The sequence below is a fragment of the Cognaticolwellia mytili genome, from assembly GCF_002104475.1.
In the GTDB taxonomy this organism is placed as follows: Bacteria; Pseudomonadota; Gammaproteobacteria; order Enterobacterales; family Alteromonadaceae; genus Cognaticolwellia; species Cognaticolwellia mytili.
In genome coordinates this window covers 280549-306586 of record NZ_NBOF01000001.1, presented here as the reverse complement: position 1 = coordinate 306586, position 26038 = coordinate 280549, and the positions used below count along the sequence as shown (strand labels likewise).

Annotated in this window: 21 protein-coding genes; 15 read left to right on the top strand and 6 right to left on the bottom strand. The window is 37.9% G+C overall.

The features are described 5' to 3' along the window. Nucleotides 1-28 precede the first annotated feature (28 nt). The 10 genes from hisD (at nucleotide 29) to B7C41_RS01110 (ending at nucleotide 10303) form a co-directional block, all read left to right on the top strand. Nucleotides 29-1390 (top strand): histidinol dehydrogenase, encoded by a 1362-nt coding sequence (gene hisD / locus B7C41_RS01155; RefSeq protein ID WP_085296926.1) that lies wholly within the window; start codon nucleotides 29-31, stop codon nucleotides 1388-1390. Then, a complete protein-coding gene (gene hisC, locus B7C41_RS01150; protein WP_085296925.1) occupies nucleotides 1387-2511 on the top strand; it encodes a histidinol-phosphate transaminase in 1125 nt (374 codons plus the stop codon). Before hisD ends, hisC begins: the two co-directional genes overlap by 4 nt. After that, entirely contained in the window at nucleotides 2508-3578 is a 1071-nt protein-coding gene (gene hisB, locus B7C41_RS01145) for a bifunctional histidinol-phosphatase/imidazoleglycerol-phosphate dehydratase HisB (RefSeq protein ID WP_085296924.1), read from the top strand. Before hisC ends, hisB begins: the two co-directional genes overlap by 4 nt. Continuing rightward, on the top strand, nucleotides 3547-4218 hold the full coding sequence (gene hisH / locus B7C41_RS01140; RefSeq protein WP_085296923.1) for an imidazole glycerol phosphate synthase subunit HisH: 672 nt from the start codon (nucleotides 3547-3549) through the stop codon (nucleotides 4216-4218). Before hisB ends, hisH begins: the two co-directional genes overlap by 32 nt. Before the next feature lie 3 nt (nucleotides 4219-4221). After that, nucleotides 4222-4959, top strand: a complete 738-nt coding sequence (gene hisA, locus B7C41_RS01135; RefSeq protein WP_085296922.1) for a 1-(5-phosphoribosyl)-5-[(5-phosphoribosylamino)methylideneamino]imidazole-4-carboxamide isomerase — start codon at nucleotides 4222-4224, stop codon at nucleotides 4957-4959. Beyond that, nucleotides 4941-5729: an imidazole glycerol phosphate synthase subunit HisF gene (gene hisF, locus B7C41_RS01130; protein WP_085296921.1), complete on the top strand. Its 789-nt coding sequence runs from the start codon at nucleotides 4941-4943 to the stop codon at nucleotides 5727-5729. The genes hisA and hisF overlap by 19 nt, the downstream gene beginning before the upstream one ends. Then, complete coding sequence (hisIE, locus tag B7C41_RS01125) at nucleotides 5723-6346, top strand: bifunctional phosphoribosyl-AMP cyclohydrolase/phosphoribosyl-ATP diphosphatase HisIE (RefSeq protein ID WP_085296920.1); 624 nt, start codon at nucleotides 5723-5725, stop codon at nucleotides 6344-6346. The genes hisF and hisIE overlap by 7 nt, the downstream gene beginning before the upstream one ends. A gap of 328 nt (nucleotides 6347-6674) precedes the next feature. Then, a complete protein-coding gene (locus tag B7C41_RS01120; RefSeq protein ID WP_085296919.1) occupies nucleotides 6675-6968 on the top strand; it encodes a hypothetical protein in 294 nt (97 codons plus the stop codon). Nucleotides 6969-7453: 485 nt separating this feature from the next. Next, the gene (locus tag B7C41_RS01115) at nucleotides 7454-9742 is read left to right on the top strand and encodes a putative bifunctional diguanylate cyclase/phosphodiesterase (protein WP_085296918.1); all 2289 of its coding nucleotides are present in this window, start codon (nucleotides 7454-7456) and stop codon (nucleotides 9740-9742) included. Nucleotides 9743-9838: 96 nt separating this feature from the next. Then, nucleotides 9839-10303: a GNAT family N-acetyltransferase gene (locus tag B7C41_RS01110; RefSeq protein ID WP_085296917.1), complete on the top strand. Its 465-nt coding sequence runs from the start codon at nucleotides 9839-9841 to the stop codon at nucleotides 10301-10303. Between the two features lie 67 nt (nucleotides 10304-10370). Here the strand turns inward: B7C41_RS01110 and B7C41_RS01105 are convergent, their stop codons facing one another. Continuing rightward, nucleotides 10371-10775, bottom strand: coding sequence for an MAPEG family protein (locus tag B7C41_RS01105; RefSeq protein WP_235839571.1), 405 nt, complete (start codon nucleotides 10773-10775; stop codon nucleotides 10371-10373). Between the two features lie 400 nt (nucleotides 10776-11175). Here B7C41_RS01105 and B7C41_RS01100 point away from each other — a divergent pair, with 400 nt between their 5' ends. After that, complete coding sequence (locus tag B7C41_RS01100; RefSeq protein WP_158089065.1) at nucleotides 11176-14304, top strand: EAL domain-containing protein; 3129 nt, start codon at nucleotides 11176-11178, stop codon at nucleotides 14302-14304. 307 nt (nucleotides 14305-14611) lie between these two features. Here the strand turns inward: B7C41_RS01100 and adk are convergent, their stop codons facing one another. Together adk and htpG are read right to left on the bottom strand one after the other, a co-directional pair. Beyond that, nucleotides 14612-15256 (bottom strand): adenylate kinase, encoded by a 645-nt coding sequence (adk, locus tag B7C41_RS01095; RefSeq protein WP_085296915.1) that lies wholly within the window; start codon nucleotides 15254-15256, stop codon nucleotides 14612-14614. Between the two features lie 162 nt (nucleotides 15257-15418). After that, nucleotides 15419-17380 (bottom strand): molecular chaperone HtpG, encoded by a 1962-nt coding sequence (gene htpG, locus B7C41_RS01090; protein ID WP_085296914.1) that lies wholly within the window; start codon nucleotides 17378-17380, stop codon nucleotides 15419-15421. Nucleotides 17381-17694: 314 nt separating this feature from the next. Between htpG and B7C41_RS01085 the strand changes: the two genes are divergently transcribed. Continuing rightward, nucleotides 17695-18885 carry a YbfB/YjiJ family MFS transporter gene (locus B7C41_RS01085; protein ID WP_085296913.1) on the top strand — a complete coding sequence of 397 codons (1191 nt, stop codon included), beginning with the start codon at nucleotides 17695-17697 and terminating at the stop codon, nucleotides 18883-18885. Nucleotides 18886-19258: 373 nt separating this feature from the next. Here B7C41_RS01085 and B7C41_RS01080 read toward each other — a convergent pair whose 3' ends face one another. From B7C41_RS01080 to recR, 3 genes are all read right to left on the bottom strand, one after another. Next, nucleotides 19259-20032, bottom strand: a complete 774-nt coding sequence (locus B7C41_RS01080) for a substrate-binding periplasmic protein (RefSeq protein WP_085296912.1) — start codon at nucleotides 20030-20032, stop codon at nucleotides 19259-19261. Nucleotides 20033-20281: 249 nt separating this feature from the next. After that, nucleotides 20282-21334, bottom strand: a complete 1053-nt coding sequence (locus B7C41_RS01075) for an MBL fold metallo-hydrolase (RefSeq protein WP_085297665.1) — start codon at nucleotides 21332-21334, stop codon at nucleotides 20282-20284. A gap of 107 nt (nucleotides 21335-21441) precedes the next feature. Beyond that, complete coding sequence (gene recR / locus B7C41_RS01070; protein WP_085296911.1) at nucleotides 21442-22047, bottom strand: recombination mediator RecR; 606 nt, start codon at nucleotides 22045-22047, stop codon at nucleotides 21442-21444. 216 nt (nucleotides 22048-22263) lie between these two features. Between recR and B7C41_RS01065 the strand changes: the two genes are divergently transcribed. The 3 genes from B7C41_RS01065 (at nucleotide 22264) to B7C41_RS01055 (ending at nucleotide 25789) form a co-directional block, all read left to right on the top strand. Further along, complete coding sequence (locus B7C41_RS01065; RefSeq protein ID WP_085296910.1) at nucleotides 22264-23526, top strand: MFS transporter; 1263 nt, start codon at nucleotides 22264-22266, stop codon at nucleotides 23524-23526. 5 nt (nucleotides 23527-23531) lie between these two features. Beyond that, complete coding sequence (gene def / locus B7C41_RS01060) at nucleotides 23532-24080, top strand: peptide deformylase (protein ID WP_085296909.1); 549 nt, start codon at nucleotides 23532-23534, stop codon at nucleotides 24078-24080. Between the two features lie 206 nt (nucleotides 24081-24286). Then, entirely contained in the window at nucleotides 24287-25789 is a 1503-nt protein-coding gene (locus B7C41_RS01055; protein WP_085296908.1) for an MFS transporter, read from the top strand. Nucleotides 25790-26038 lie beyond the last annotated feature (249 nt).

Here is a 26038-nt window from a genome sequence, read left to right as displayed (position 1 = left end):
TAAACAACATTATTAGAAGTTGAATGATATGAAAAATAAAATAATCAGTTGGGAAAACTTATCAAGTGCAGAACGAAAGTTTGCACTATCGCGTCCGGCAATTGCCGAAAGTGGTTTATTGTCGCAGCAAGTAGAAAATATATTAAGCAATGTTAGAAAGAATGGTGATACGGCACTATTTGATTTAACTGAAAAATTTGACGGCGTAAAGCTTGAAAGTTTACAGGTTACTCAAGCGCAAGTTAAAGCAGCGAAAGCCAGATTAACCAGTAAGCGACTACAAGCGATTAAAAGTGCCTATGACAATATTAAGCGTTTTCACCAAGCACAAATAACCGATGACATTCGGGTTGAAACCACCCCTGGTGTGGTTTGTACCTTAAAAACAGAGGCGATTGCTAGTGTCGGTTTGTACATTCCCGCCGGCAGTGCGCCGCTACCATCAACGGTATTAATGTTAGGTGTGCCAGCACAGTTGGCGCAATGTCCGCGTAAAGTATTGGTTTGTCCGCCCAATAAAAGTGGCCAGCTAGCGGATGAAATTCTTGTTGCAGCATCACTTTGCCAGATAGACGAAATTTATAACATTGGCGGCGCACAAGCCTGTGCTGCTTTAGCTTTTGGTACAAATACGATTAAGCCAGTCAATAAGATATTTGGCCCAGGTAATAAGTATGTAACTGAAGCTAAAAAACAACTATCGCAACAGGTCAATGGCTTTGCTATTGATATGCCGGCAGGCCCTTCTGAAGTACTAGTCATTGCCGACAAAAATGCCAACGCAGGCTTTGTTGCCGCTGACTTACTTTCACAAGCAGAGCACGGTCCTGATAGCCAAGTCATATTGTTGTCTGACAGTGAAACGCTTATTAGTGAAGTGCAAGACGCATTAGTTAAGCAATTAAGTGAACTTTCAAGAGCAGATATTGCCAAGCAAGCCTTAAAGCAAAGTCGTTTAATATTAACCACAGATTTGGCTCAAGCGGTTGACGTTTCAAATGAATATGGCCCTGAGCACTTAATTATTCAAACTGAGAATGCGCAAGTATTACTAGCACAGTTACGAAATGCCGGTTCTATTTTTGTTGGCGCTTATACCCCTGAATCAGCCGGTGATTATGCTAGTGGCACTAATCACGTATTGCCAACCTATGGCTATTCAAAAGTGATCAGTAGTTTATCATTGGCAGACTTTTCAAGACGCTTTACTGTGCAAGAAATTACACGCCAAGGTTTGAGCAACTTAGCTGAATGCATTTGCGAACTCACTGACGCCGAAGGCTTAGACGGCCACAAGCGCGCCGTAACGATTCGTTTAGAAGAGCAACCTATTGCTGAGAAAAAACTATTGAAAAGCGAACTACTAATGAAGCAGGAGCTGCATAAATGACTATTGCGAACAAACTTGCCCGCGAAGAATTAGTTAATATGGTGCCTTATCAGTCTGCACGTCGTTTACATTCAAGTAATGGCGATATGCAAAGTAAAACCTGGCTAAATGCGAATGAAGCTTCAGGCTCGGGCACCTATCAAGTGAACAGTAACAATATTAATCGCTACCCTGATTTTCAGCCGGAGAATTTAATCAATGCTTACCGTGATTATTGTGGCGTAAGTACTGACAATATTCGCGCTGAAAATATTTTAGCAACCCGCGGTGCTGATGAAGGCATAGAGTTATTAATCCGAACATTTTGTCGAGCTTATCAAGATAAGGTATTAATTTGCCCACCTACGTATGGCATGTATGCCATTAGCGCAGAAAATCACGGCGTAGACACCATTAAAGTGCCGTTAACCGACAAACTGTCATTAGATTTAGCGGGGCTAAAACAACAAGTTGACCAAGCTAAAGTAGTCTTTTTATGCTCTCCGGGTAACCCAACCGGCAATTTATTATCACAACAAGATATTCAAGCAACGCTAGAGTTATTTGCCGATTCCGCCATGGTTGTTGTCGACGAAGCTTATATTGAATTTAGCCCAGAGCAATCCGTTGCTAGCTGGTTAAAAGACTATCCGCATTTAGTGGTATTAAGAACATTATCAAAAGCTTTTGCTTTAGCAGGTTTACGTTGTGGCTTCACTTTAGCTAATGAAGACGTAATAACCATGCTCAGTAAAGTTATTGCGCCTTACCCTATTTCCGCCCCAGTTGCCGAAATAGCAAGTGAAGCATTGGCACAAAATGGTTTAAGGCAAATGAACAATCGTGTGCAAGAAACAGGTACGTTACGAGACCAACTTGCTCATTGGTTAGCTCAACAAAAATGGTGCGAACAAGTATTTGCTAGCGACGCCAACTTTGTGCTATTTCGCTGTGAAAGCGAAGCCACAAAAAGCTTTATTTTTAATACTCTTGCTCAGCAAGGTATTTTAATTCGCGACCAATCTAAGCAACTAAGCTTAGCCAATTGCTTACGGATCAGTATTGGCAGTGCAAACGAACTATCACTATTAAAACAAAAAATTATCAACGCTATAACACCAGATAAAAGAGAATTAGTATGAATCAGCAAAATATTTTATTTATCGACCGTGACGGTACCTTAATTGAAGAGCCGATAACGGATAAACAGGTTGATAGCTTGGAGAAGTTAGTTTTCGAACCTAATGTTATTCCTGTGCTAATTGCCCTACAAAAAAAAGGCTTTCGCTTAGTGATGGTATCGAATCAAGACGGGCTAGGTACCGATAGTTACCCACAAAGCGATTTTAATTTACCACACGATGCAATGATGGCAATGTTTTCATCACAAGGCATTAGCTTTGATGAAGTGCTGCTTTGTCCACATTTCGATGAAGATAATTGTAGCTGTCGAAAGCCTAAATTAGGGCTAGTTAGCGATTACCTGCAACAAGGTAAAGTTAACTTTGCCAACTCTTATGTGATTGGTGACCGAGAAACCGATATTACACTTGCAGCCAACATGGGCATTCAAGGTATTAAATATAATCGTCAATCGCTTAACTGGCAGGATATCGCCGAACAGCTACTAACAAAACCTCGTATTGCGAATGTCACTCGAACAACAAAAGAAACTGATATCAATGTCGCGATAAATCTCGATAAGGTTGGCGATATTAAGATCAAAACAGGCTTGGGATTTTTCGACCATATGCTTGAACAAATTGCCGCTCACGGCGGCTTTAGCATGAACGTCAACGTTGATGGTGATTATCACATTGATGAACATCACAGTGTTGAAGACACAGCTCTAGCACTTGGGCAAGCGCTAAAACAGGCCTTAGGCGATAAACGCGGTATTGGACGCTTTGGCTTTGTTTTACCTATGGATGAATGCCGAGCAGAATGTTCAATCGATTTATCTGGTCGTCCTTGGTTAGAGTTTGACGCAACATTTACCGATAGTAACGTCGGGCAAATGTCGACACAGATGGTATCGCACTTTTTCCGCTCTTTAGCTGACGCCATGGCAATAACCTTACACCTTTCAACCACTGAAGGTAACTGTCATCACCAAGTAGAAAGCTTATTTAAAGTGTTTGGTCGTGCATTACGTCAAGCAATTACTATATCTGGTGATGACTTACCAAGCACAAAAGGATGTTTATAGCGTGACAACTGACCAAGTAACGCAAACAGCTGATTTTGTTATTGTTGATACGGGATGTGCAAACCTCTCTTCGGTAAAATTCGCCGTTGAGCGTTTGGGCTATGCCATCGTTATATCTGATGATATTAAAACAATAAAAAATGCTAAAAAAGTAATTTTACCTGGCGTTGGCACTGCCCGTCATGCCATGGAAAATATTCGAGCAAAAGGATTAGTAGCAACCTTACAGCGACTTACTCAACCAGTATTAGGTTTTTGTTTAGGTATGCAATTAATGGCTCGAAGTTCAGTAGAAGGTGCTAATTCTAATAGTGACGATCAAATTATCGAGTGTTTGGGCGTAATTCCCACTGATGTTCGTCCACTTGATGCTAAAAGCTTACGCCTGCCACATATGGGCTGGAATACTTTAAGCCAGGTTGAAAGTCACCCCGTATTTAACGGAATAAACGTTGGAGACTATTTTTATTTTGTTCATAGCTTTGCTGCACCAGTGTCTGAATACACGGTTGCACGCTGCCAATATGGTAGTGAGTTTTCAGCAGCTATTGCCAAAGATAACTTCATTGGTTGTCAATTTCACCCTGAACGCTCAAGCGATCTTGGTAGTAAAATCATTAAAAACTTTTTGGAGATGTAAACGATGATGATCCCAGCAATCGATTTAATTGACGGTGAAGTTGTTCGATTATTTCAAGGTGATTACCGGCAGAAAACTAACTATCAAACCACCGCCAAAGAACGCCAAGATTCATATGCTCAATCTGGTGCTACCGTGATGCACTTTGTTGATTTAGATGGCGCAAAGGATAGTAATAAACGCCAACTAAGTTTACTGAAAACTTTAGTAAAGCACGAAAGCATGATTATTCAGGTTGGCGGTGGTGTACGCTGCAAGGAAGATGTTGAACAATTATTAACGCTAGGCGCTGATCGCGTGGTGATCGGCTCACTCGCCATTAAAGAGCCAGGCTTGGTTCGCACTTGGCTGACCGAATTTGGCGGTGAGAGCATTGTTTTAGCACTTGACGTAAAAATTGATGCCTATGGCAATAAAACCTTGCCAACACACGGCTGGATAAAAGACAGTGGCGTTAATTTAGAGTCATTATTAGATGATTATATTGCCGCAGGTTTAATTCATGTTTTATGCACTGACATCAGTAAGGATGGTACGTTAACAGGCAGTAATGTTGAAATGTATCGAGAACTTTGTCAGCAATACCCGAATATAAAATGGCAAGCCTCTGGAGGCATTGGCTCATTAGCTGATATTACTGCACTGATCCCAACTGGTGTTGATGGCGTAATATTAGGCCGGTCATTGTTAGAAGGTAAATTCACTCTCGAGGAGGCAATCGCATGTTGGCCAAACGCATAATTCCTTGTCTAGATGTTAGGGATGGTAAAGTCGTTAAAGGGGTTCAATTCCGTAATCATGAAATTATTGGTGACATAGTTCCGCTAGCGCAAAAATACGCTGAGGCAGGTGCTGATGAATTAGTTTTTTATGATATTACTGCCAGCTCAGACGATCGCGTGGTTGATAAAAGCTGGGTCAGTCGTATTGCACAAGTCATCGACATTCCCTTTTGTGTTGCCGGCGGCATTAAGTCAGAAGAAGATGCTCGACAAATTTTAATGATGGGCGCCGATAAAATATCGATTAACTCCCCTGCACTGCGCGATCCTGAATTAATATCAAGGTTAGCCGATGTATTTGGCCAGCAATGCATTGTGGTTGGCATTGACAGTTACTTTAATCAAAACGCCAACAACGGCCAAGGAGAGTACCAAGTTTATCAATTTACCGGCGATGAAACCCGAACACAAAAAACTAAATGGCGCACCTTAGACTGGATACAAGAAGTGCAAAAATTAGGTGCTGGAGAAATAGTACTTAATTGTATGAATCAAGATGGTGTTCGACAAGGTTACGACATTGAACAGCTTAGACAAGTACGTGAAAAGTGCAATATGCCACTAATCGCTTCAGGCGGCGCAGGTGACATATCACACTTTATTGATGTTTTTCAGCAAACTGATGTTGATGGCGCACTAGCAGCGAGTGTTTTCCATAAAGGCATCATTGCCATGAGCGAATTAAAGCAAACCCTTAAAAATGAAAAAGTTGAGATAAGATTATGCTAATAACAAAAGATAATATTAGCCAATTGGCATGGGACAAAATGTCAGGAATGATCCCAGTAATCATTCAGCACCAAGATACCGGTGCAGTATTAATGCAAGGTTACATGAATACTGAGGCTTTGACACAAACCTTAAACACGGGTTTAGCGACATTTTATAGTCGAGCTAAGCAAGCACTTTGGTGTAAAGGTGAAACCAGTGGCAATTATTTAAAAATCAGCCAAGTGATCACTGATTGTGACCAAGACAGCTTGCTTATCGCTTGTCGTCCACAAGGACCAACATGCCATTTAGGTACAGAATCATGCTTTCCTGAACAAAAGCTTAGCCAGCAAAATTTTCTTAGCCAACTAGAGCAAGTCATTGCTAGCCGCAAAAATGATGCACCTGAAGATAGTTATACCGCACATTTATTTTCACGTGGCACTACTAAAATTGCGCAAAAAGTTGGCGAAGAAGGTGTTGAAGTTGCATTAGCAGCGGTTGCTGAAACTAAAGAAGACTTATTAGGCGAATGTGCGGACTTGTTTTATCACACGTTAGTGTTACTACAAGATCAAAACATCGACTTAAGCGAAGTGATGGCCGTTTTACAAGCAAGGCACAATAAAACCTAACATTCTGCTTAATATCAGAATAACATTGTTATTCTGCCTGCTGGTTTACTCGTATGTCGCTATCACATAACAAAATACTGATATAGCGGCATGTGTTTTTCAATAAAATTCAAACACATTCAAGTCGTAATTAATGCCACCTAAAAGGAGTTTTTATATAGTTATACTCTTTCTTCCTTGTAAGAGAACTGCCAAAAAATTTGTATGATTTTTCCATACAGCCCAATAAAAATGTGACTTACCTCAATTTTGGAGTTGACGTCGTAAAAACGCAAGATTATAATACCCGCCCTCACTTAGGATGTAATATGACGCTAGGGATTAGCATATGTTTAAATACTATTCGATCAAAAAATACGGGGTAAAGTTATTACCCGCACTTGAGAAGCGTTACGGAATAAAACCCCATTATAACCCTTCAGAAGTTAGAGCTACCGTATATCAAAGTAACTTCAACCCTAAATATTTACCGCTAGCTTATTTACTTTTTCTAGAGCAAAATGCGCTCAAAAATGTTCTATATACTGAGTATCCTGAGCTTAACATTGGTCAGTATAAGCAAGAGATTATCAATTACTTAAATCGTAAACGTTATCACGGTTATTTACAGAAGCTAGCTTAAATACAACATATTAATAATGTTGAAAGTAGTTAACTCCGCTATTTGCCACTACTTATACATGAACCTTATATTCTATGTGCTTAATCGAACTGTAATTAGAATTTTTTTATCTTTCGAGATTACTTTTGCAACAAACATTGTCCAAAGGATCCGGCTAAAAGCCGTTTTACTCTTTGTTGCCTACATAGAGGTCGGTGCTTAGCGTGAGCAGGATGTGGAAACGGTGAGTACTATTTACTTAGAATGACTAGACTACACACTACTCGGCTCAATTAAAACGCTTTATTCTCGTTAAATAAAGCGAACAAAGTTCAACCACAAAAATTCAACAGCCCCTAACTTCACATACAACTTTATATCTCTTTTTATATAACAATTCACTACCATGAGAGAGATCAATTATATTCACGATATAATTGATACTCGCGACGCTTAGAGATAAAGTTATACTCTATATGACTTAAATTTATAGGGACTTTTTTGGTATGATGAGACGCTCACGTGAAGATAAGATATTACTCACCGTCACAGCATTTGCCCTATTAGGTTTATTCCCATTTCTTGTTTTGAGTGTAAAAGCTCAAGATAAAGTGCAAATCATCATTGACCTTGTTGCAATACTTGGCATTACAGTAATCTTCTCTGGGGTTTGGTTTACTAAAAAAACTCAATTTTATAGTGGCCTTTTAGCTATATTTATCCAAATTACGATGATCGGCGCCATTTATGCCAAAGGGGCAATATTAATTTATTGGGTTTTCCCTATAATTATTGCTGGCTTTTATTTGTTACCAACAATCATTGCCAGTATATTGAATGCCCTGCTTATTTTTATCGCTTGTTTTTTAACCTATACGCAATTCAATGATTTTGAACTACTTCGGATTATTGCCGCACTCATTTTAACCAATCTATTTTCTCTCGCCTTTTCATTATTTATGAAGACTAGAAATCAACAGTTATTCAACAATGAAAAGCTAAGTCGCTTGCGTAATAATATTTTAGAATTAATCGCCAGCTCAGCAAAATTGTCAGAGATTTTACCTGCTATTTTAGTCAGCGTTGAAAGAGAGTATCACGATGCAAAGTGCAGCATACTGTTACTTGATGACAGTAAAAAACATTTAATCATAGGCGCTGCACCAAGCTTTCCAGACTTTTACAATGAAGCCATCGATGGTGTAGAAATTGGTTATGGAGTCGGTTCATGCGGCACAGCTGCTTATACGGGTAAAAGAGTAATTGTTGAGGATATTAGCAGCCACCCCTTTTGGTCCCCTTGGACTGAATTAGCTAAAAGAGCAAACCTAGCATCATGTTGGTCTGAGCCTATTATTGATAATCAAGGGAATATTTTAGGCACCTTCGCCATTTACCATAAGAAAATATCGGCACCAAAAGCGATTGATTTCATTCTAATAGAGCAATTTGCTAATCTGGTCCGTATAGCTATGGAACGAGAAAAAGCAGATAAGTTGATTTGGCAGCAAGCAAATTTCGATAGTTTAACCCATTTACCTAATCGTAATTTATTGTACGAACACCTTATAGCAGCGATGAAGAATGCGAAACGTGATGACAAACAACTCGCGGTTGCCATGCTAGATCTTGATAACTTTAAAGATGTAAATGACTCATTAGGTCATGCAACTGGCGATGCATTATTAGTAGAATGTTCAAAACGCATTAAAAATAGTATTAGAAAAAACGATATTGTCGCTCGTTTAGGCGGTGATGAATTTGTGGTATTATTCGTCGGGGCGCAATTTGTTGAAAACATTGTACAAAAGCTATTAGAAAAACTCGCTCAACCTTATGAATTAGAACAAAAAAATATTTATTGTAGCGTCAGCATTGGCATTGCAATTTATCCTAACGACGCCCTAGATCGAGATACATTACTTAGAAGCGCAGACCAAGCAATGTATGGTGCTAAAGCACAAGGTCGAAATAACGTACATTACTTTACTGAAAATATGCGTACTGATGTTCTTCGGCGCATAGAAATGGTTGAAGACTTACGTGTTGCACTTGTAAAAAATCAATTTCATCTTGTTTATCAGCCTATTACTAATTTAGAGACTGAAGATATTACTAAAGCAGAAGCACTAATTCGCTGGCAGCACCCAACAAAAGGATTAATATCGCCACTCGAATTTATACCACTTGCAGAAGAGACAGGACTAATTATTGAAATTAGTGACTGGATATTTTACGAAGTAATACGACAAGTTAAACGTTGGCGAAAGAATTACTGCTCGAACCTAAAAATCAGTATTAATACCTCTCCAATACAATACAAAAATAAAGGTGAGCAAATTATCAATTGGATTGATGCACTAGCTCAAAAAAAACTGGCTCCACAAGCAATTGGTATTGAAATAACAGAAAATTTACTGATGGAAAATCAGGCAGAAGTAGTTACTGTGCTCGATAAAATTCGCCTTAGTGGTATAGCTATATCAATTGATGATTTTGGTACTGGCTATTCCTCCTTTTCATATTTGAAAAACTTTTCCTTTGACTACTTAAAAATAGATAAAAGTTTTATACAAAATATGTCTGCTAATAGTAATGACTTGGCTTTATGTGAAGCCATCATTGTCATGGCTAAGAAACTTAATATTAAGGTCATAGCTGAAGGTATTGAAACTGAGCAACAAAGACAATTACTATCTACTGCAGGTTGTGACTTTGGGCAGGGTTATCTATTAGACAGACCTCTTTCAGCAAATGATTTTGAAGAATTACTAATCAGTAATCACCAAACGTAGGGATTAAAATATCTATCAGTTTAGATTTTTAACCTTTATGTATGTACACTTTATATTGTTCATGAAAAATTTAAAAAGGGTTAAAGATAATAATTTATGTGCACGACAAAAAACTGGCAAGCCAAGAAGTTTATCCAATTAACTACAGACGAGTTATATGATCTTCTCAAACTAAGAATTGATATATTCGTTGTTGAGCAAAGCTGCTTTTATCCAGACTTAGATGATCATGACCGACATTCGGAAACACTACATCTTTTCTGCTATCAATGTGGTCAAATGACTGCTTATTTACGCATATTACCTAAAGGGTCAACGTATCGAGATCATATCAGCATTGGTCGTGTAGCAATTTCATCACACGCTCGTGGCACAGGGTTGGGCCATAAGTTAATGAAAGAAGCATTAATGGTTTCTAACAAATACTTTGCACAAGATACGATAAAAATATCAGCACAGGAACATTTAGAAAAATTTTATAACCAACATGGCTTTGAGCGTGTTAGTAATATGTATCTTGAAGATGGTATTCCTCATATTGGAATGTTGAATACAGATTAGCTTGAATATACATTGTCATAAAAACTGCAAGCCGCACCTGCAGTTTTTAATTTATTTTTATTTCTTATTAACCAATTGAACCTATGACAAATAGGCGAATATTTTCGACTGCTAATACCAAAATAACGAGAAACGTCAAAAGCATGCCATAAACTCTTTGCTTTGAAATCCCTATAGTTCGATTAAGCCCGACCACATGTAACGCTCGCGCTAAGACTAAAATACTACCAAGCGCGTGTAACATTACCGATGATGCATTATTTAACTCATAAATCCCTAGTAAAATAAGAGCCAACGGCACATACTCAGAAAAATTACCATGAACTCGAATAGCCTTGGCTAAAATGTCATTTTGACCTGTACCAATACCTATTTTAAAACGCCTACGCAAACGAATAATGTTAATTGTTAATCCAATATATAAAATTCCTAGCAGACTCGCATAAAGCCCAGTTAAAGATAAAGTTATCATTGTACTTCCTTTATTAAACTTATTTATAGACCACCATTAACGACAGAATATAACGTATTGTTTTTATTGATTTAAATTATGATACCTATTTGATACAGTAATTTAAAGTGGCATTTAGGAAATAAAAAACTGCAGATAGGTCAAAAGATCACTAGTGTTAATAGCCTATTAATACGCTTTTGTATAAGATAGCATCAACGGGCTAATACAACTCATTAAAAACAAAGAATATATTATTAATAGATTGTAAATTTTACGTAATTACTTTTTATAACATAAATCATAGTTAGTTTTGATCATAAACAGACCTAAATGGATCTTAAAAAATTCGATGGATATTTTTCGCATAATAAAAACTCAGTTTAATCAGTTTAAAATCAAAACAAAGCTATTAATATTTATGGCACTACCCTTCATCGTAATAACACTGCTTGGCGCTAACCAAATTAGTCAGCATTATCAAGCTTACGTACAATCAAAACAGGGCAGCCAGTTTGTCGCTATGTCATTAAAACTTGAGGCATTGATGGTTGAATTGCAAAAAGAACGTGGCTTAACTGAGTTTTATATCACTGCTCCCTCAAATCTATTTAAAGAAAAAGTTCACAGTCAAAGAAACATTACCGATCAAGCTATCAAAGCGTTTGACTCTATTAACGGCAATATTGATAAGCAACAATATATCAGAAACCACCTTACTGATAATAGAATCGTTCAATTGAAACTCAACAAGCTCGCAAAGCTTATTGAACAATTATATTTAATTCGTTTAAATATAGATAAAAATGATGAAATAAATTCATTTAATTTCTATTCATCTTTAATCACAAAAGCAATTGATATTATTGAAAATATTGAAGTTGCACAAAGTAATCCTATTCAAAGTCGACTAACAAGTGAGTTTATCAATCTGCTGTGGCTCATTGAGCGCTCTGGTCAAGAGCGAGGGGCATTAAATGGCATTCTCGCAAGTAAAAGCTTGGATGTAAAAGAATTACAATATGTCTTAAATTACATTGCCGCACAAGACGAAATAGTAGAACGCTTCTTATCAACAGCAACCAGTGAAAAGCAAAAATTATTAAAACGAATATTGGCATCAAAAGAGCATGAAGACATCGTTGTTATTCGCACAAAAATACAGCAAAAAATTGCTCGAGATTCAGCCATTAGCCAAATTAAAAGCTTAATAGGCTTTAATGGTATTATTCATCACCTGAAAGATTATGCGATCACGGGTAACCTAAATTATTTAGGGAAAGTTAATGAAAAATTAACCATATTGAATCAAATCATTAAACAATTCGAGCATAATTATCTGATTAATCAAGAGGATATCGTTGCTATTAGCGCAATGAAGGAGTTAAGTACTTTATTTTCGTCAGCAACAAACGGTGCTCAGGATATGAGCATAGTACCCAGTATGTCACCGCAATTATTTAACACTGAGCATGTTCAACAAGCGTTAGAACACTTACAGCGCGGGCAATTGGATATGTCTGATAGCCAGTGGTGGCAACTAACGACTAAGCGGCTTAACGCTATTATTAAAATAAATAATGGTATCCAAAACCAACTCGTACAAAATGCAAAACTGCTAGAAACCAAATCAATTTATGCGCTAGCAAGTAGCACATTGGTTATTATCTTAACCTTAGGTATTTCATTTCTCTTCTGTTATCTCATCCTTCAACGACTCGTTGGAGAAATAGGGAATATAGTACGTTTTATGAAGCAGACTAAACATCATCATGAGTTTAATAATAAAATCACCTTAACAGGGAATGATGAAATAACAGACATGGAGCGCGCTTACAACGAGCTGTTAACAGAACGGCAAGAAGCTGAACACCTCACCCGCATTTCTGCTGCAGTGTTTCAGCATGCTTCTGAAGCTATCTTTATCACTAATGCCGATAATATTATCGAAGAGGTTAACCCAGCATTTACCTATATTACAGGCTACAGCGCAGAGGATGCCGTAGGAAAAACCCCAAAAATGCTTACTTCTGGGCGTCATGACAAGGAGTTTTATCAAGCCATGTGGCACAGTATTACTCGTACAGGGAGCTGGCAAGGCGAAGTATGGAATCGCCGCAAAGATGGTCAAATATATCCTGAGTATTTAGCAATAAGTGCTGTAAAAGACAATAAGGGCAATATAGTACAGCATATAGCTTTATTCTCTGATATCAGCAAACATAAGCAATACGAGCAAGATATCTGGTATCAAGCAAACTATGATGCACTAACTAAGCTCCCTAATAGGAACTTATTATCAAACCGCCTTGAACATGAACTAGGCTTGATGCAACGACAAGAAAAAAAATTAGCTGTATTGTTCATTGATCTAGACCGATTTAAATATATTAATGATACATTTGGTCATAGCTACGGCGATGAGCTAATAATTAGTATTGCTGAAAAGCTCAGTAATTGTATCCGCAAAAGTGACACTATCGCTCGCTTAGGTGGTGATGAGTTTATTGTTTTACTACCGAACATCGCACAGCTATCCGACCTGGAAAGGCTGGCAACAAAAATACTAGAAGAAGCATCAACTCCTGTCGCATTATCAAATGGCCATCAAGCAACGGTGACAGCAAGTATTGGTGTTAGTGTTTATCCAAATGATGCTAATGATGCTGAATCTTTATTAAAGAATGCTGATACAGCCATGTACCGGGCGAAAGAGCTTGGTAAAAATAGGTTTTGTTTTTATACCAATGAAATGAACAATGCGATGTCTCAACGTATGCATTTAGATATGGAGCTACGTCAGGCGATCATAAATCACGAGTTTTTATTACACTATCAACCTATTCTTGAAACCGAAAAGAATACAATATCAGGTGTAGAAGCACTATTACGTTGGCAGCACCCTGAACGAGGAATGATATATCCAGACGAGTTTATCGAACTTGCAGAAGACACCGGTTTGATTATTGAAATTGGTAGGCAGGTATTAAAGCAAGCGGCTACAGATCTTAACCTTCTTCATCAGCTTGGTTATAAAATTAAAATGGCTGTAAATATCTCCGGGCGCCAGTGTAGTTCAAATTCAACGCCAATCGAAATAGAACTTAAAAATATACTATCGGACTTTAATATTTCACCAGCATTTTTTCATATTGAAATCACAGAAAGTCTATTAATAGAAAATACCCAGAAAACTAAGAACACATTTCAAGCAATCAAAGATCTGGGTATTGATATATACATGGACGATTTTGGTACTGGTTATTCATCGCTAAGCTATTTGAAACAATTTCCCATTGATGTATTAAAAATTGATCGAAGTTTCATTTGGAAAATGCTAGAGAACGAAGCTGATGCAAATCTAGTTAAGGCCATAATTATGATTGGTCACAACTTCCAGCTTAAGCTTGTCGGAGAAGGTGTTGAAACAAAAGAGCACTACGACTGTTTAGTTAGCCTTGGTTGTGATTATGTTCAAGGCTATTATATTGCTCGTCCGGTTGCATTAGAGCAACTAACGACATTACTAGCATCATCACCATTAGAGTAAAGTAAACATTTTAATGCTGCTTACTTAAGTAATAGCTAGCTACAGTGATTGAGAGCAACACCGTTATGGATATTTTAAGCCGCCTTAACTCTCAATTAGCATTGATATTGGTAAAAGTATTAGAAGAATATAAAGTGGTATAAAATGTAGCCTTGTTCATTATTTGCTTATTCAACGTCCATTCGCATAGCTTTAAACGATCTAATTATCCCAAATAATGTGGATTAAATAATAAAGCCTTTTTAAAAACAAAAAAGCCGCTAATGCGACTTTCTTAAAATGCTATCTATGCAACATTTTCATAAAATCATGACAATGTAGTATCTAATAATCTACTCACCTGCTCTACAGGCTGGGTACCGTCAATTGTTAAATATGCACATGCGCCACTACCAGCTTCAGCTTGGTAATATTCAACTAAGGGTTTCGTTTGTTCATGATAGATACCTAAACGCTTACGTACTGTTGCTTCTTCATCATCTGGGCGTATTGATAAATCATCGCCAGTTTCATCATCTTTGCCTTCTACCTTCGGTGGATTGTAGACAAGATGATAAACACGACCAGAACCCGCATGAACACGACGTCCCGCCATACGTTCAACAATAACTTCATCTGGTACGTCAAATTCAACAACATGATCAACTGAAACGCCATTTTCTTTCATCGCATCAGCTTGTGGAATTGTACGAGGGAAACCATCAAGTAAGAAGCCTGCTTTACAGTCATCTTGTGCTATGCGCTCTTTAACTAAACCAATAATTAATTCATCAGAAACAAGCTGACCTGCGTCCATGACTTCCTTGGCTTTCTTACCAAGTTCAGTTCCTGCTTTAATCGCAGCACGTAGCATGTCACCTGTAGATATTTGTGGAATGCCAAATTTAGCCATTAAAAATTGTGCTTGAGTACCCTTGCCTGCACCCGGTGCACCTAATAAAATAATGCGCATTTAGTATAACCCTATTTAATTAATGAATTGGTTTTGCATAAAGGCTGTCACTATACATATTCAAAGGGTTTCAAACAAGTGGCTAGCTGTGCAAAAAAACAAAAAAGGAGCTAAAAAGCTCCTTTTTTTGACTAAAGTCTAACGACAATATGACCTAAGTCACTATTTAGTTAGGCTCAACATTAGTTTGTTCAAACGTGTAACAAAAGTAGCTGGGTCTTTCAAGCTACCGCGCTCTGCTAGCATTGCTTGTTCAAATAATACTTCAGCCCATTGTTTGAACTGTGCATCATCTTGTTCATCAGCAACGTGTTTGATTAAATCATGCTCAGCATTGATTTCAAAAATTGGCAATGAATCAGGTACTTCTTGACCAACAGACTGCATCAATTTCATCATTTGGCTGCTCATATCATGTTCATCGGCAACGATACATGCTGGTGAGTCAGTTAAACGCTGTGAAAGTTTCACGTCTTTAGCTTTGCCATCAAGCGCTGCTTTGATGCGAGTTACAACTGAATCGAATTCTTGCTCAAGTTTTTCTTGTGCTTCTTTCGTTTCTGCATCATCCATATCACCAAGGTCTAAACCACCACGCGTCACAGATTGTAATTGCTTGCCGTCAAACTCTGTTAAGTGGCTCACTAACCATTCATCAATGCGGTCAGACATTAGTAATACTTCAATGCCTTTCTTGCGGAACACTTCTAAATGCGGGCTATTTTTAGCGGCTTCAAAGCTATCAGCAACTACGTAGTAAATTTTGTCTTGGCCTTCTTTCATGCGCTCAATGTATTGCGCTAAAGAAGCACTTTGCATGCTGTTGTCTTCATGAGTTGAAGCAAAACGCATTAACTTAGCAATGGCATCTTTATTGGCAGAGTCTTCTGCTGGACCTTCTTTTAGCACTTGACCAAATTCGTTCCAGAATAATTGATATTGCTCAGCGTCTTTTTTGCCTAATTTCTCAAGCATTTTCAATACGCGTTTCGTACAACCTTTGCGAATTGCTTGGGTAATTTTGTTATCTTGCAAAATTTCACGTGATACGTTTAATGGCAAGTCATTAGAATCTAATAAACCTTTAACAAAACGTAAGTAACTTGGCATAAATTGCTCAGCATCATCCATAATGAATACGCGTTGAACAAATAATTTTAAACCATGCTGTTTTTCACGATTATGCATATCAAACGGGGCTTTAGATGGAACGTAAAGTAATGAAGTATATTCAGTTTTACCTTCTACTTTATTGTGTTCCCATAATAATGGGTCACCAAAATCGTGTGATACATGCTTATAAAATTCTTTATATTCTTCGTCAGAAACTTCTGATTTTTCACGTGTCCAAAGCGCTGTAGCTTTGTTCACAGGTTCCCATAGTGCAGAAACTGCGTCACGCGCTTCAATAGCAGGCGTAGTTACATTACCTTCTTCATCTTTTACTTCAGCAACGGCTTCAACTGCTGGAACCTCTGGTGTTAACATCTCAACAGAAACAGAAATGTGATCTGAGTATTTAGTCACAATTGACTTTAAACGCCAATCATCAGCAAACTCGCTTTCTTCTTCTTTTAAGTGAAGAATAATATCTGTACCACGGCTGGTTTTTTCAATTGCAGTAGTGGTGAATTCACCTTCGCCATCACTCGACCATTCAACGCCTGCAGATGCATCAACACCAGCGCCACGTGAGCGTACAGTTACTGAGTCAGCAACAATAAATGCTGAGTAAAAACCAACACCGAATTGGCCAATTAATTGTGAATCAGACGCTTCATCACCAGAAAGCTGTGAGAAAAACTCAGACGTACCTGATTTTGCAATAGTACCTAAGTGATCAACGATTTGGTCATGCGTCATACCAATACCATTATCAGAAATAGTCACCGTATTGTTTTCTTTATCACAACTTACTCGAACACGTAAATCGCCATCACCTTCATATAAATTGTCATCTGAAAGCGCTTTAAAGCGTAATTTGTCAGCAGCATCGGCAGCGTTTGATACCAACTCACGTAAGAATATTTCTTTATTTGAGTAAAGAGAGTGGATCATTAATTTTAATAGCTTAGCGTTATCAGTTGCAAACTGATGATTTTCTTTTTGGCCTGTTTCTGACATGTGAAATTTTTCCTACATTTACTAGTTTAAAACGATTATTTGTCGTGGCTATCAAATTTAACCATTCAATACTCACTCGATAGTTAACATGTGGGGGTAGTGAAAACTTTTTCAAGCAAAAATCTAAAAAATTCACAGATAAAATCTATTGCTCGCTTTATTCTTAGCACGGTTAACGTTTATTTGTATCTATTATTCGCATATTCTTCATCACAAATAATGATTTGCTTTCAACGACTATAGCCCTTACATTGCTACACTCTAAAAGCTACGCTAGCGACGTATTTATCAAAGTACGAATACAGGGATTTAACATGTTACTCGACCGAAATAATAATGCTGCCATTTTATTAGCAGGCATTCTCGCTTTGGTGGTTGGCGTAGGTGTCGCCCGTTTTGCATTCACTTCATTACTACCGGCCATGTTAGATGACTATTTAAGTATCGCTTTTGCCGGCGTACTCGCATCCATCAATTATGTTGGTTATTTATCAGGCTCAATTTTTTCAATTTTCATTAAAGATGTCCATTCAAAGGTACGGTTTTTCAGGTTTGGCTTAGCGTTGTGTATTATCACCTCACTAGTATTGGGCTTTACTGAAAACAATATCATTTGGCTAATAGCACGATTATTAGCGGGTTTTGGCGCAGCAATGGCATTGGTAGTTGGCTCTGCTATCGTGATGTCAAAATTACAAAACACCAATAAAACTAAAGCAATGGGCATTCATTTCAGTGGCTTAGGTTTTTCAATATTAGTATCTGACTTGATTATGCGTGCAGTATTTAGTGTCAGTGACTATTGGCAACATGCTTGGGTTGCCCTCGCCTTAGCCGGTATAATTTTTGCCAGTTATTCCGCTTATATCCTGAGCTTTGATAAACAACCAGCAAATAAAGTGGTTAAACATGCCTTCGATAAATCGTTATTTAATCCATTAGTTATTATTCTTGCCCTCGCCTACTTTACAGAAGGTGTTGGTATGGTGGTGCAAGCAACATTTTTGCCTGACATTGTTAATTCATTAGAAGGATTAACTGGGTATGGCGGCTATGCATGGCTAGCTGTGGGTTTAGCAGGCGTTCCATCTTGTATCATTTGGATGCGTTTGGCACATCGCTATAACAGTATCGATATTATGATGCTAGCCATGGCGCTACAGGTAATTGGGATTTTAATTCCAACCTTTTCTAGCAACATTATTTTGAATTTAATAAGCGGCATATTATTCGGAGGGACGTTTATTGGTTTAGTGGCTTTATTTATGAATTTTGGTGGCCAATTAGCGGGCAAAAACCCCGTATTTATTATGGGATTAATTACTGCCGCTTACGGAGTTGGTCAAGTAGTCGCACCATTATATTGTGTTGCATTAATTGAACAGTTTAATAACTATAATGCCGCGCTTTATGTTACAGCCATTGTTGTGATTATCGGTATCTTGTTACTAAAATACGCTAAAACTAATTTAATATTTAGCAGTCACACAGCTCATGGCCTGTAAAAGTTCGTTATTGTAATTTTTACGCTGTATCTAAACATCAACTCGTTACTAAAGGCTATTGTTCTGTGATTATATCTTCAGTGATAGGTGGATTAAAATGCTAGTAAAACAGAGTAAGTGGAGTTAGTTGTTCCGCATAAATGAAATACTGATGCTGCTAGCGTTAAAGCAGTTATTGCCCAAGAGATTGGGGCTAAAACCATCTTACTTTGTGTTAAAAAGTTGATTTTAATGACTACATTGCACCATTTTCATCTTAATTAGGGCGGACTTATCTCTCAGCTGAATTATTAAGCAAAGAGTCCCCTAATTATGTTTATTATATTGCATCTATTATACAGCCAGAAATAATCTTAATTTTTCAGTGTATAATTTACTTCGATTGCTGCCAATCTGGTACCCCATACTTTTCTAAAATAGCCTTTAAAATACCTCTTTTGCGAATGATTAAAAGCCCATTATCAATACTGTTAATAACTTCAGGCGAGGTTGTCGGAGAGTAACCTAAAAATAGAGGTACAAAATCACCTTCACTACCAGCATAAATAATGTTATCAACATTATTTTTCTTCATCACATACTCAACATTATACCTGGAATCAAGGAAAGCAGACATGCGCCCTTTTTGTAACATGTTAATGCTATTTTCTAACGGTGATAGTCCTGATGCTTGATAAATTTTTGTTGAGTATTTGCGTTTTAACTTGTCAATAAATGAACCGTACTCATAACCATCAATTATACCTAAGGTTTCACCTGCATTTAAAAAATCTTCGATATCCTGCTGAGAGTCAAAGGTCCAATCATCACTTTTACGGATATAAATATCATTGTACCAACCACCAAAGTAGTGATTACTACGCTGTAATTTGTAATTTAAAATATGAGACTCTGTAACTGCTAAGACTATATCAACTTTGCTATGTTGAGCCATAGTAATTGACCGAGATAGAGAAACTCCTTTAAAGCGTATATCTAGTTTTTTTACTCTGGCTATTTCAATCAAAGCATCCACCAAGATACCTGGGTTTTCTTTGTTATTACAGATATAAGGACACCAAACGTCTGAAGCAACGACTAATGTTTCAGCCCTGAGACCAAAAGTAAATAAAAGGAGTAAAGGAACATAACTTACTATCTTTAACATTTATTTAAATCCTTTTTATAATTTTGTTAGTAAACAACGTTATGTATAAATTACAGTTTATATGGCTAACACCTGCTCTAAATAAGCGAGTAAACTAATGACCCTCAGCTTGGTTTAAGCACCGTCACATAGTAAGCAGGTTCATTAAACCACTAGTTATTTGACCATTGTGATAGCCATGAAAGTGAGCTGAGGTTAATAATATAAAGGCAAAAAATACTGATGTTAATAATTACTTCTGGTTGCAACTTAAAATGTCACTTCTTCACCTTCATTCAATATGTATAAAGGTATTTTAGAGCCCATTTCCTTATGTATTTTCAACAGTCTAAGTAAAGCTGAATGCGAGCTATGGTCGCCCATTTTCCAGCTTGAGTTGCCGTAACCCCAAGGGACCATCACTTTACAATTGAGCTCTTGCGCTGCTACTAAAGCATCTTCTGGCGTAGTGTGAACATAGCGATACCAATTACCATTTTCTTGATGAAAATATGACGCTATTGGCATTAAACATATATCCATATCACCATAACGCTGCTGGATATCTTTAAAATGCTTTGAATACCCCGTATCGCCGGCAAAAAATATACGCTTATCTTCGTGTTCTATTACCCAGCCGCCCCAAAGCGTAGCATCATTGTCTTCATAAAGGTAAGGAACTAAAATTCGACTGCTAAAATGGTGTGCAGGTACAAAATTAAAGGTAAGTTCAGCTAATTTTTTCGCCGAAAACCATGCCATTTCATTAATACGGTAACCATCATTAGCAAAGTGCTCAGCAAAACCTAAAGGCACGAAATATTCAGCGCTTTGCCCTATTCTAGCAATATCATCCTTATTGAAGTGATCGTAGTGAATATGTGAATAAAGCACCGCATCGGTATCGGAAATTTCATTGACTGATGGCCATTCTGGCTCATTACGAAAAAATCCAGCACTTAGCTTAAAAGCCCAATTTACTGGCCAATCAAACTGCTTGCTAACGGGATCAAGTAACACCGTGCTTCCTTCAGGGCTTTTAAGATAAAAGCTAGCATGTCCGAGCCAGCGAATAGTAAAACCCGTATTTATCACAGGAGTAGATTTTCTCCCAATATAACGACAATTTTCAGCCGGTGATTCACATTCGAGCAATGGAGAGGGTTGATAACAATTTTCTTTACAGGTAAATGGGTAGTTCTTCTTTTCAGAATATAAATTTGAGTAACGTGATGGACTCGTTGATTTGGCTTTATATTTTATAATTGAATCAACTTGTTCAACATGTATCACTTGGTTAGGGGTTGAACACCCCGTAAACATAAACAAACTGACAACGACACTGGTTGCTGCACCAATAATTATACTAATTTTTCGCAAGCTACTAATTCCCAATAGTGGCGACTTAACTAAACCGAAGAAGGTTAACGCTACAAGTTATAATTTTTCCGACCCGATAATGCGTGCGATAAGGTGTTGCCATCAACATATTCCAGTTCACCACCAACAGGTACACCGTGAGCTATGCGAGATATTTCAACATCGTGTTCTTGGGCAAGTTCAGCAATAAAGTGTGCTGTTGCCTCTCCTTCTACAGTAGGGTTAGTTGCTAAAATAACTTCGCTAAACTGCCTTGTCGCCAATTGTTTTTCTAGTACATCTAGGCCTAAATCGTCTGGACCAATACCATCAAGTGGCGACAAATGTCCCATCAAAACAAAGTATCGCCCTTGGAATTCGCCCGTTTGCTCAATCGCAATAACATCTGCAGGCGTTTCAACAATGCATAATTGAGTGGCGACCTTACGTTTTGGACTTTGGCAAATATCACATAATGTTTCTTCAGTAAAGTTTCGACACTGCTGACAATGACCAATATGTTCCATTGCTTGCCCTAACGTTTGAGAAAGCTTACTACCGCCTTTTCGATTTCGCTCGAGCAAATGAAATGCCATACGTTGTGCTGATTTTGCGCCAACACCTGGCAAACATTTTAGTGAATCAATAAGCTCTTGAACTAAAGGACTAAATTTCATTACGACTCTTTATAATTTAAATAAACTAAATAAACGCTACATACTAAGGGTTGGCAGTTTAGCACTGAGATAAAAAATTTATAATCTTTAATTAAAAGATTTTACTTCTAATTTTGGTCTGTAATTTTACCTAATTGCCAAAAATTTCAGTATGATAGTTTTCAATATATATAAATAACAACCACGTTCTCACGAAATTTAAATCAAGGGCAATTAATGCTATCTAACATTTTTATAACGCTAGCAGTATTGTTCGCTGCTTTCTTTGGTTTACAGCAAATATTTACGCTCCCCAAAAATGTTTGGTTGTTATTTTTAGTGCAACCTTTGGTAATGGCAGCATCACCGGTGATTGTTTTTATTGGCGGCATACTCGCCACTAGCATGAATGCCGATCCTGCACTAGTCACTTTGCCAGTCACCGTGATGATTTTAGGTGTGGCAAGTGCCGCAATTCCAGCCGCTTTACTGGCTAAAAAGTACCGGCGACGCTTTGCCACTTATACAGGCCTTAGCTTAGGTTTGATGGGTACTTTGTTGGCGATGGTTGCGGCATTAAATGCCAACTTCGAGTTACTTGTGTTAGCCAGTTTATTGTTTGGCACCAGTACAGCTTTTATTCAGCAACTGCGCTTTGCCGCCATTGAAAGTGTCCCAGAAAGTAAAGATGTACCGACTGTTTTATCAATACTCATGCTAAGCGGTATTTTTTCTGCCTTTTTAGGACCTGAAATTGCAGTAACAGCAAAAGACTGGTTAAGCTCGCCGCATGGTTACGCGGGCTCATTTTTATTTCTTGCGGGACTATTTATCATAGCCATGATGTTAATGCTAAAATTCAAAAATCCCGAAATTCAACAAAATGAACACCATGGCAGTGCACGACCATTAACTGAAATTATTAAACAGCCGATATTTGTTATCGCAATATTGTCTGCCGCTATTGGTTTTGCGCTGATGAGTTATTTAATGACGGCTACCCCTATTAGTATGCACCACTTACGCGGCCATAGTTTAAATGATACAAAATGGGTGATACAAAGCCATATCGCTGCGATGTTTATTCCATCACTTTTCACAGCGCTGTTAGTAAAACGCATCGGCTTACAAAACTTGATGCTCGCGGGTACCATTATTTATGCACTAGTTGCTGTCGTTGCTTTATCAGGTGAACAGGTTATGCATTATTGGTGGGCTTTGATTTTACTCGGCATTGGCTGGAATTTTCTTTTTCTTACCGGTACATCCCTGCTACCGCAAAGCTATCGAGCCAGTGAGCGCCACAAAGTTCAAGCCATTAATGATTTCATTATTTTTGGTTTTCAAGCGACCGCATCATTAATGGCGGGATGGATTTTATTTAAGGCCGGTTGGCATGTTGTGGTATTAACCAGCTTACCGTTTATTATTATTTTATTTGTAGTGAGTTGGTTTTACTTTAAAAAAGAGCACGCTCACCCAGTACCAGAAAAGGCATAAAATCGATGGTTAATAATCCAGATAATCTACCTATTTTGCAACGCGGCGAGCCAATTTTAGCGCAAGTTGCAAGCGCTATTGAAGATATTAATAGCCATGAGATAAAGCAACTAATTAGTAACCTTAAAGTTACCATGCAAAACGCAGGTGGTGTTGGCATTGCTGCGCCACAAGTGGGTGTAAGTTTACGGGTGTTTTTAATGGCATCTGCACCAAGTGAGCGCTACCCTAACGCCCCCCTACTTCCGCTGACGGTGGTAATAAACCCGAGTATTATCAATAAAAATAGCCTGCAAGAGCTTGATTGGGAAGGGTGTTTAAGTGTTAAAGGTAAGCGTGCGCAGGTATCAAGGTACACTTGCATTGAAGTGAAATTTCAAGACGAAACTGGAAAGAAACATCATCAAACACTTAACGGTTTTATTGCTCGAATTTTTCAACATGAATTAGACCACCTCGACGGCATTACTTTTATTGAACGGCTAAACCATGAAGCTGACGTAATAAATGAACAACAATGGCTTGAACAAACGCAAATTACAGAGGCTAGATGAATTTATTGAGATATTTTCATCTATTACCAAATTTCATATCAAACTTTACCTTCGCCAAATGGTGAATACGTATGCATTCAATGTCGTATATTAATGACTATTGCTAAGATGCTAGGTAATTTCGTTAGTCATGGTTCGATGAAGTAGAAATAAATTTCTACTTAGTGTAACAGTTCACCCCACATTAAAATAATAAGAGTTCATTTATGACCACAAAACCCCAGCTTAATTTTTGGCAAATTTGGAACATGTGTTTCGGCTTTATGGGCATTCAGTTTGGCTTCGCCTTGCAAAACTCCAATGTTAGTCGAATATTTCAAACCTTAGGTGCTGATTATTCAAACATGGCAATTTTATGGATTGCTGCGCCAATAACAGGTTTAATTGTTCAACCTATTATCGGTTATTTCAGTGACAACACTTGGAATAGATTAGGTCGGCGCAAACCTTATTTTCTATTCGGTGCTATCGCCGCTAGTTTGTCATTATTCATTATGCCTAACTCGCCAACCTTATGGGTCGCTGCCGGTATGCTGTGGATAATGGACGCTTCAATTAATGTTTCAATGGAACCCTTCCGTGCTTTCGTTGGCGACATGTTACCGAGAAAGCAACGAGCGATGGGTTATGCAATGCAAAGCTTCTTTATCGGTGTTGCTTCAGTCGTTGCCTCATCTTTACCGTGGATGATGACTAATTGGTTCAATATCAGTAATGTCGCAGAGCCTGGAATGTTACCCGACACAGTTAAGTTTTCTTTTTATGCAGGCGGTGTACTGTTTTTACTAGCCGTATTATGGACTATCTACTCAACTAAAGAATATTCTCCGGCTGAGCTCGAAGCATTCCATAAAGCAGAAGATAAGGACATAACTGAAGAGTCTTTTATCTCTCGTAGCGCTAAAAAATACTTCACTGGCGGCGCTATTTGGTTATCCGTTGGCGTAATTAGTTTTACGCTGGTTGCTTTAAATATTGAAAAACTAGATAAAAGTTTATTTATTCTTGCCGGTGGTTTTTGTTTCTTTGCTATATGTCAGTTAGTGGCAGGCATAATGGCAAAAAATAATAGCCATAACGGTTTTGCCCAAATCATGTCTGACTTGTTTTCAATGCCGCAAACCATGAAGCAATTAGCTTTTGTACAATTCTTTTCATGGTTTCCGTTTTTTGCAATGTGGACATACACTACCGCAGCGGTTACTGAATTTCATTTTGGTAGTTCTGATGTGACATCGGCCGCTTTTAACGAAGGCGCAGACTGGGTCGGCGTACTATTCTCGGCATACAATTTAACCTCAGTTTTTGCCGCTATTTGTATTCCTATGGTGGTTAAGCACTTTAACTTACGCATTGCCCATATGATCAACCTATTTTTAGGTGGTGCAGGCTTTATCTCTTTCTTATTTATTAAAGACCCGACCTTACTTATTGTTTCCATGGTAGGTATTGGTTTTGCTTGGGCTTCTATATTGTCGGTACCTTATGCAATTTTGGCCAACGCATTACCAGCTAAAAAAATGGGTTTGTACATGGGAATATTTAATTTTTTCATCGTATTACCGCAAATTTTAGCGGCAAGTATATTAGGGTTTTTAATCACAAAAGTATTCGATAATCAGCCTGTTTACGCTTTGGTCATTGGTGGTGTTAGCATGGCGCTTGCGGGTATTCTAACACTGCGGGTAAAAGAACCTGAGTATAAGTAACAAGAAATGTCATTGCATCACATTGAAGAAGCCTGCAATCGGTAGGCTTTTCCGCATAAATTTAACTATTGATAACAGTGTTTTAAAGTCACTAGAAATAAAGGGTAGTAGCCTACTCTGGCATTTGAAGATATTGCCGCCGTTGTATCAAACTCGTTACATCCCCTTCCCTTGAAAGCTAAAACAAATGCGAAAAGCGATCAAGTAGTAAAAACTCGCTTTATTTAGCATCAAAAAATGGTGGATTTT

Excerpts from the sequence above, each read along its gene's own strand:
- hisD (WP_085296926.1), top strand. The coding sequence starts at position 29 with ATGAAAAATAAAATAATCAGTTGGGAAAACTTATCAAGTGCAGAACGA.
- hisC (WP_085296925.1), top strand. The coding sequence starts at position 1,387 with ATGACTATTGCGAACAAACTTGCCCGCGAAGAATTAGTTAATATGGTG.
- hisB (WP_085296924.1), top strand. The coding sequence starts at position 2,508 with ATGAATCAGCAAAATATTTTATTTATCGACCGTGACGGTACCTTAATT.
- hisH (WP_085296923.1), top strand. The coding sequence starts at position 3,547 with ATGACTTACCAAGCACAAAAGGATGTTTATAGCGTGACAACTGACCAA.
- hisA (WP_085296922.1), top strand. The coding sequence starts at position 4,222 with ATGATGATCCCAGCAATCGATTTAATTGACGGTGAAGTTGTTCGATTA.
- hisF (WP_085296921.1), top strand. The coding sequence starts at position 4,941 with ATGTTGGCCAAACGCATAATTCCTTGTCTAGATGTTAGGGATGGTAAA.
- hisIE (WP_085296920.1), top strand. The coding sequence starts at position 5,723 with ATGCTAATAACAAAAGATAATATTAGCCAATTGGCATGGGACAAAATG.
- B7C41_RS01120 (WP_085296919.1), top strand. The coding sequence starts at position 6,675 with ATGTTTAAATACTATTCGATCAAAAAATACGGGGTAAAGTTATTACCC.
- B7C41_RS01115 (WP_085296918.1), top strand. The coding sequence starts at position 7,454 with ATGATGAGACGCTCACGTGAAGATAAGATATTACTCACCGTCACAGCA.
- B7C41_RS01110 (WP_085296917.1), top strand. The coding sequence starts at position 9,839 with ATGTGCACGACAAAAAACTGGCAAGCCAAGAAGTTTATCCAATTAACT.
- B7C41_RS01105 (WP_235839571.1), bottom strand. The coding sequence starts at position 10,775 with ATGATAACTTTATCTTTAACTGGGCTTTATGCGAGTCTGCTAGGAATT.
- B7C41_RS01100 (WP_158089065.1), top strand. The coding sequence starts at position 11,176 with ATGGCACTACCCTTCATCGTAATAACACTGCTTGGCGCTAACCAAATT.
- adk (WP_085296915.1), bottom strand. The coding sequence starts at position 15,256 with ATGCGCATTATTTTATTAGGTGCACCGGGTGCAGGCAAGGGTACTCAA.
- htpG (WP_085296914.1), bottom strand. The coding sequence starts at position 17,380 with ATGTCAGAAACAGGCCAAAAAGAAAATCATCAGTTTGCAACTGATAAC.
- B7C41_RS01085 (WP_085296913.1), top strand. The coding sequence starts at position 17,695 with ATGTTACTCGACCGAAATAATAATGCTGCCATTTTATTAGCAGGCATT.
- B7C41_RS01080 (WP_085296912.1), bottom strand. The coding sequence starts at position 20,032 with ATGTTAAAGATAGTAAGTTATGTTCCTTTACTCCTTTTATTTACTTTT.
- B7C41_RS01075 (WP_085297665.1), bottom strand. The coding sequence starts at position 21,334 with ATGTTTACGGGGTGTTCAACCCCTAACCAAGTGATACATGTTGAACAA.
- recR (WP_085296911.1), bottom strand. The coding sequence starts at position 22,047 with ATGAAATTTAGTCCTTTAGTTCAAGAGCTTATTGATTCACTAAAATGT.
- B7C41_RS01065 (WP_085296910.1), top strand. The coding sequence starts at position 22,264 with ATGCTATCTAACATTTTTATAACGCTAGCAGTATTGTTCGCTGCTTTC.
- def (WP_085296909.1), top strand. The coding sequence starts at position 23,532 with ATGGTTAATAATCCAGATAATCTACCTATTTTGCAACGCGGCGAGCCA.
- B7C41_RS01055 (WP_085296908.1), top strand. The coding sequence starts at position 24,287 with ATGACCACAAAACCCCAGCTTAATTTTTGGCAAATTTGGAACATGTGT.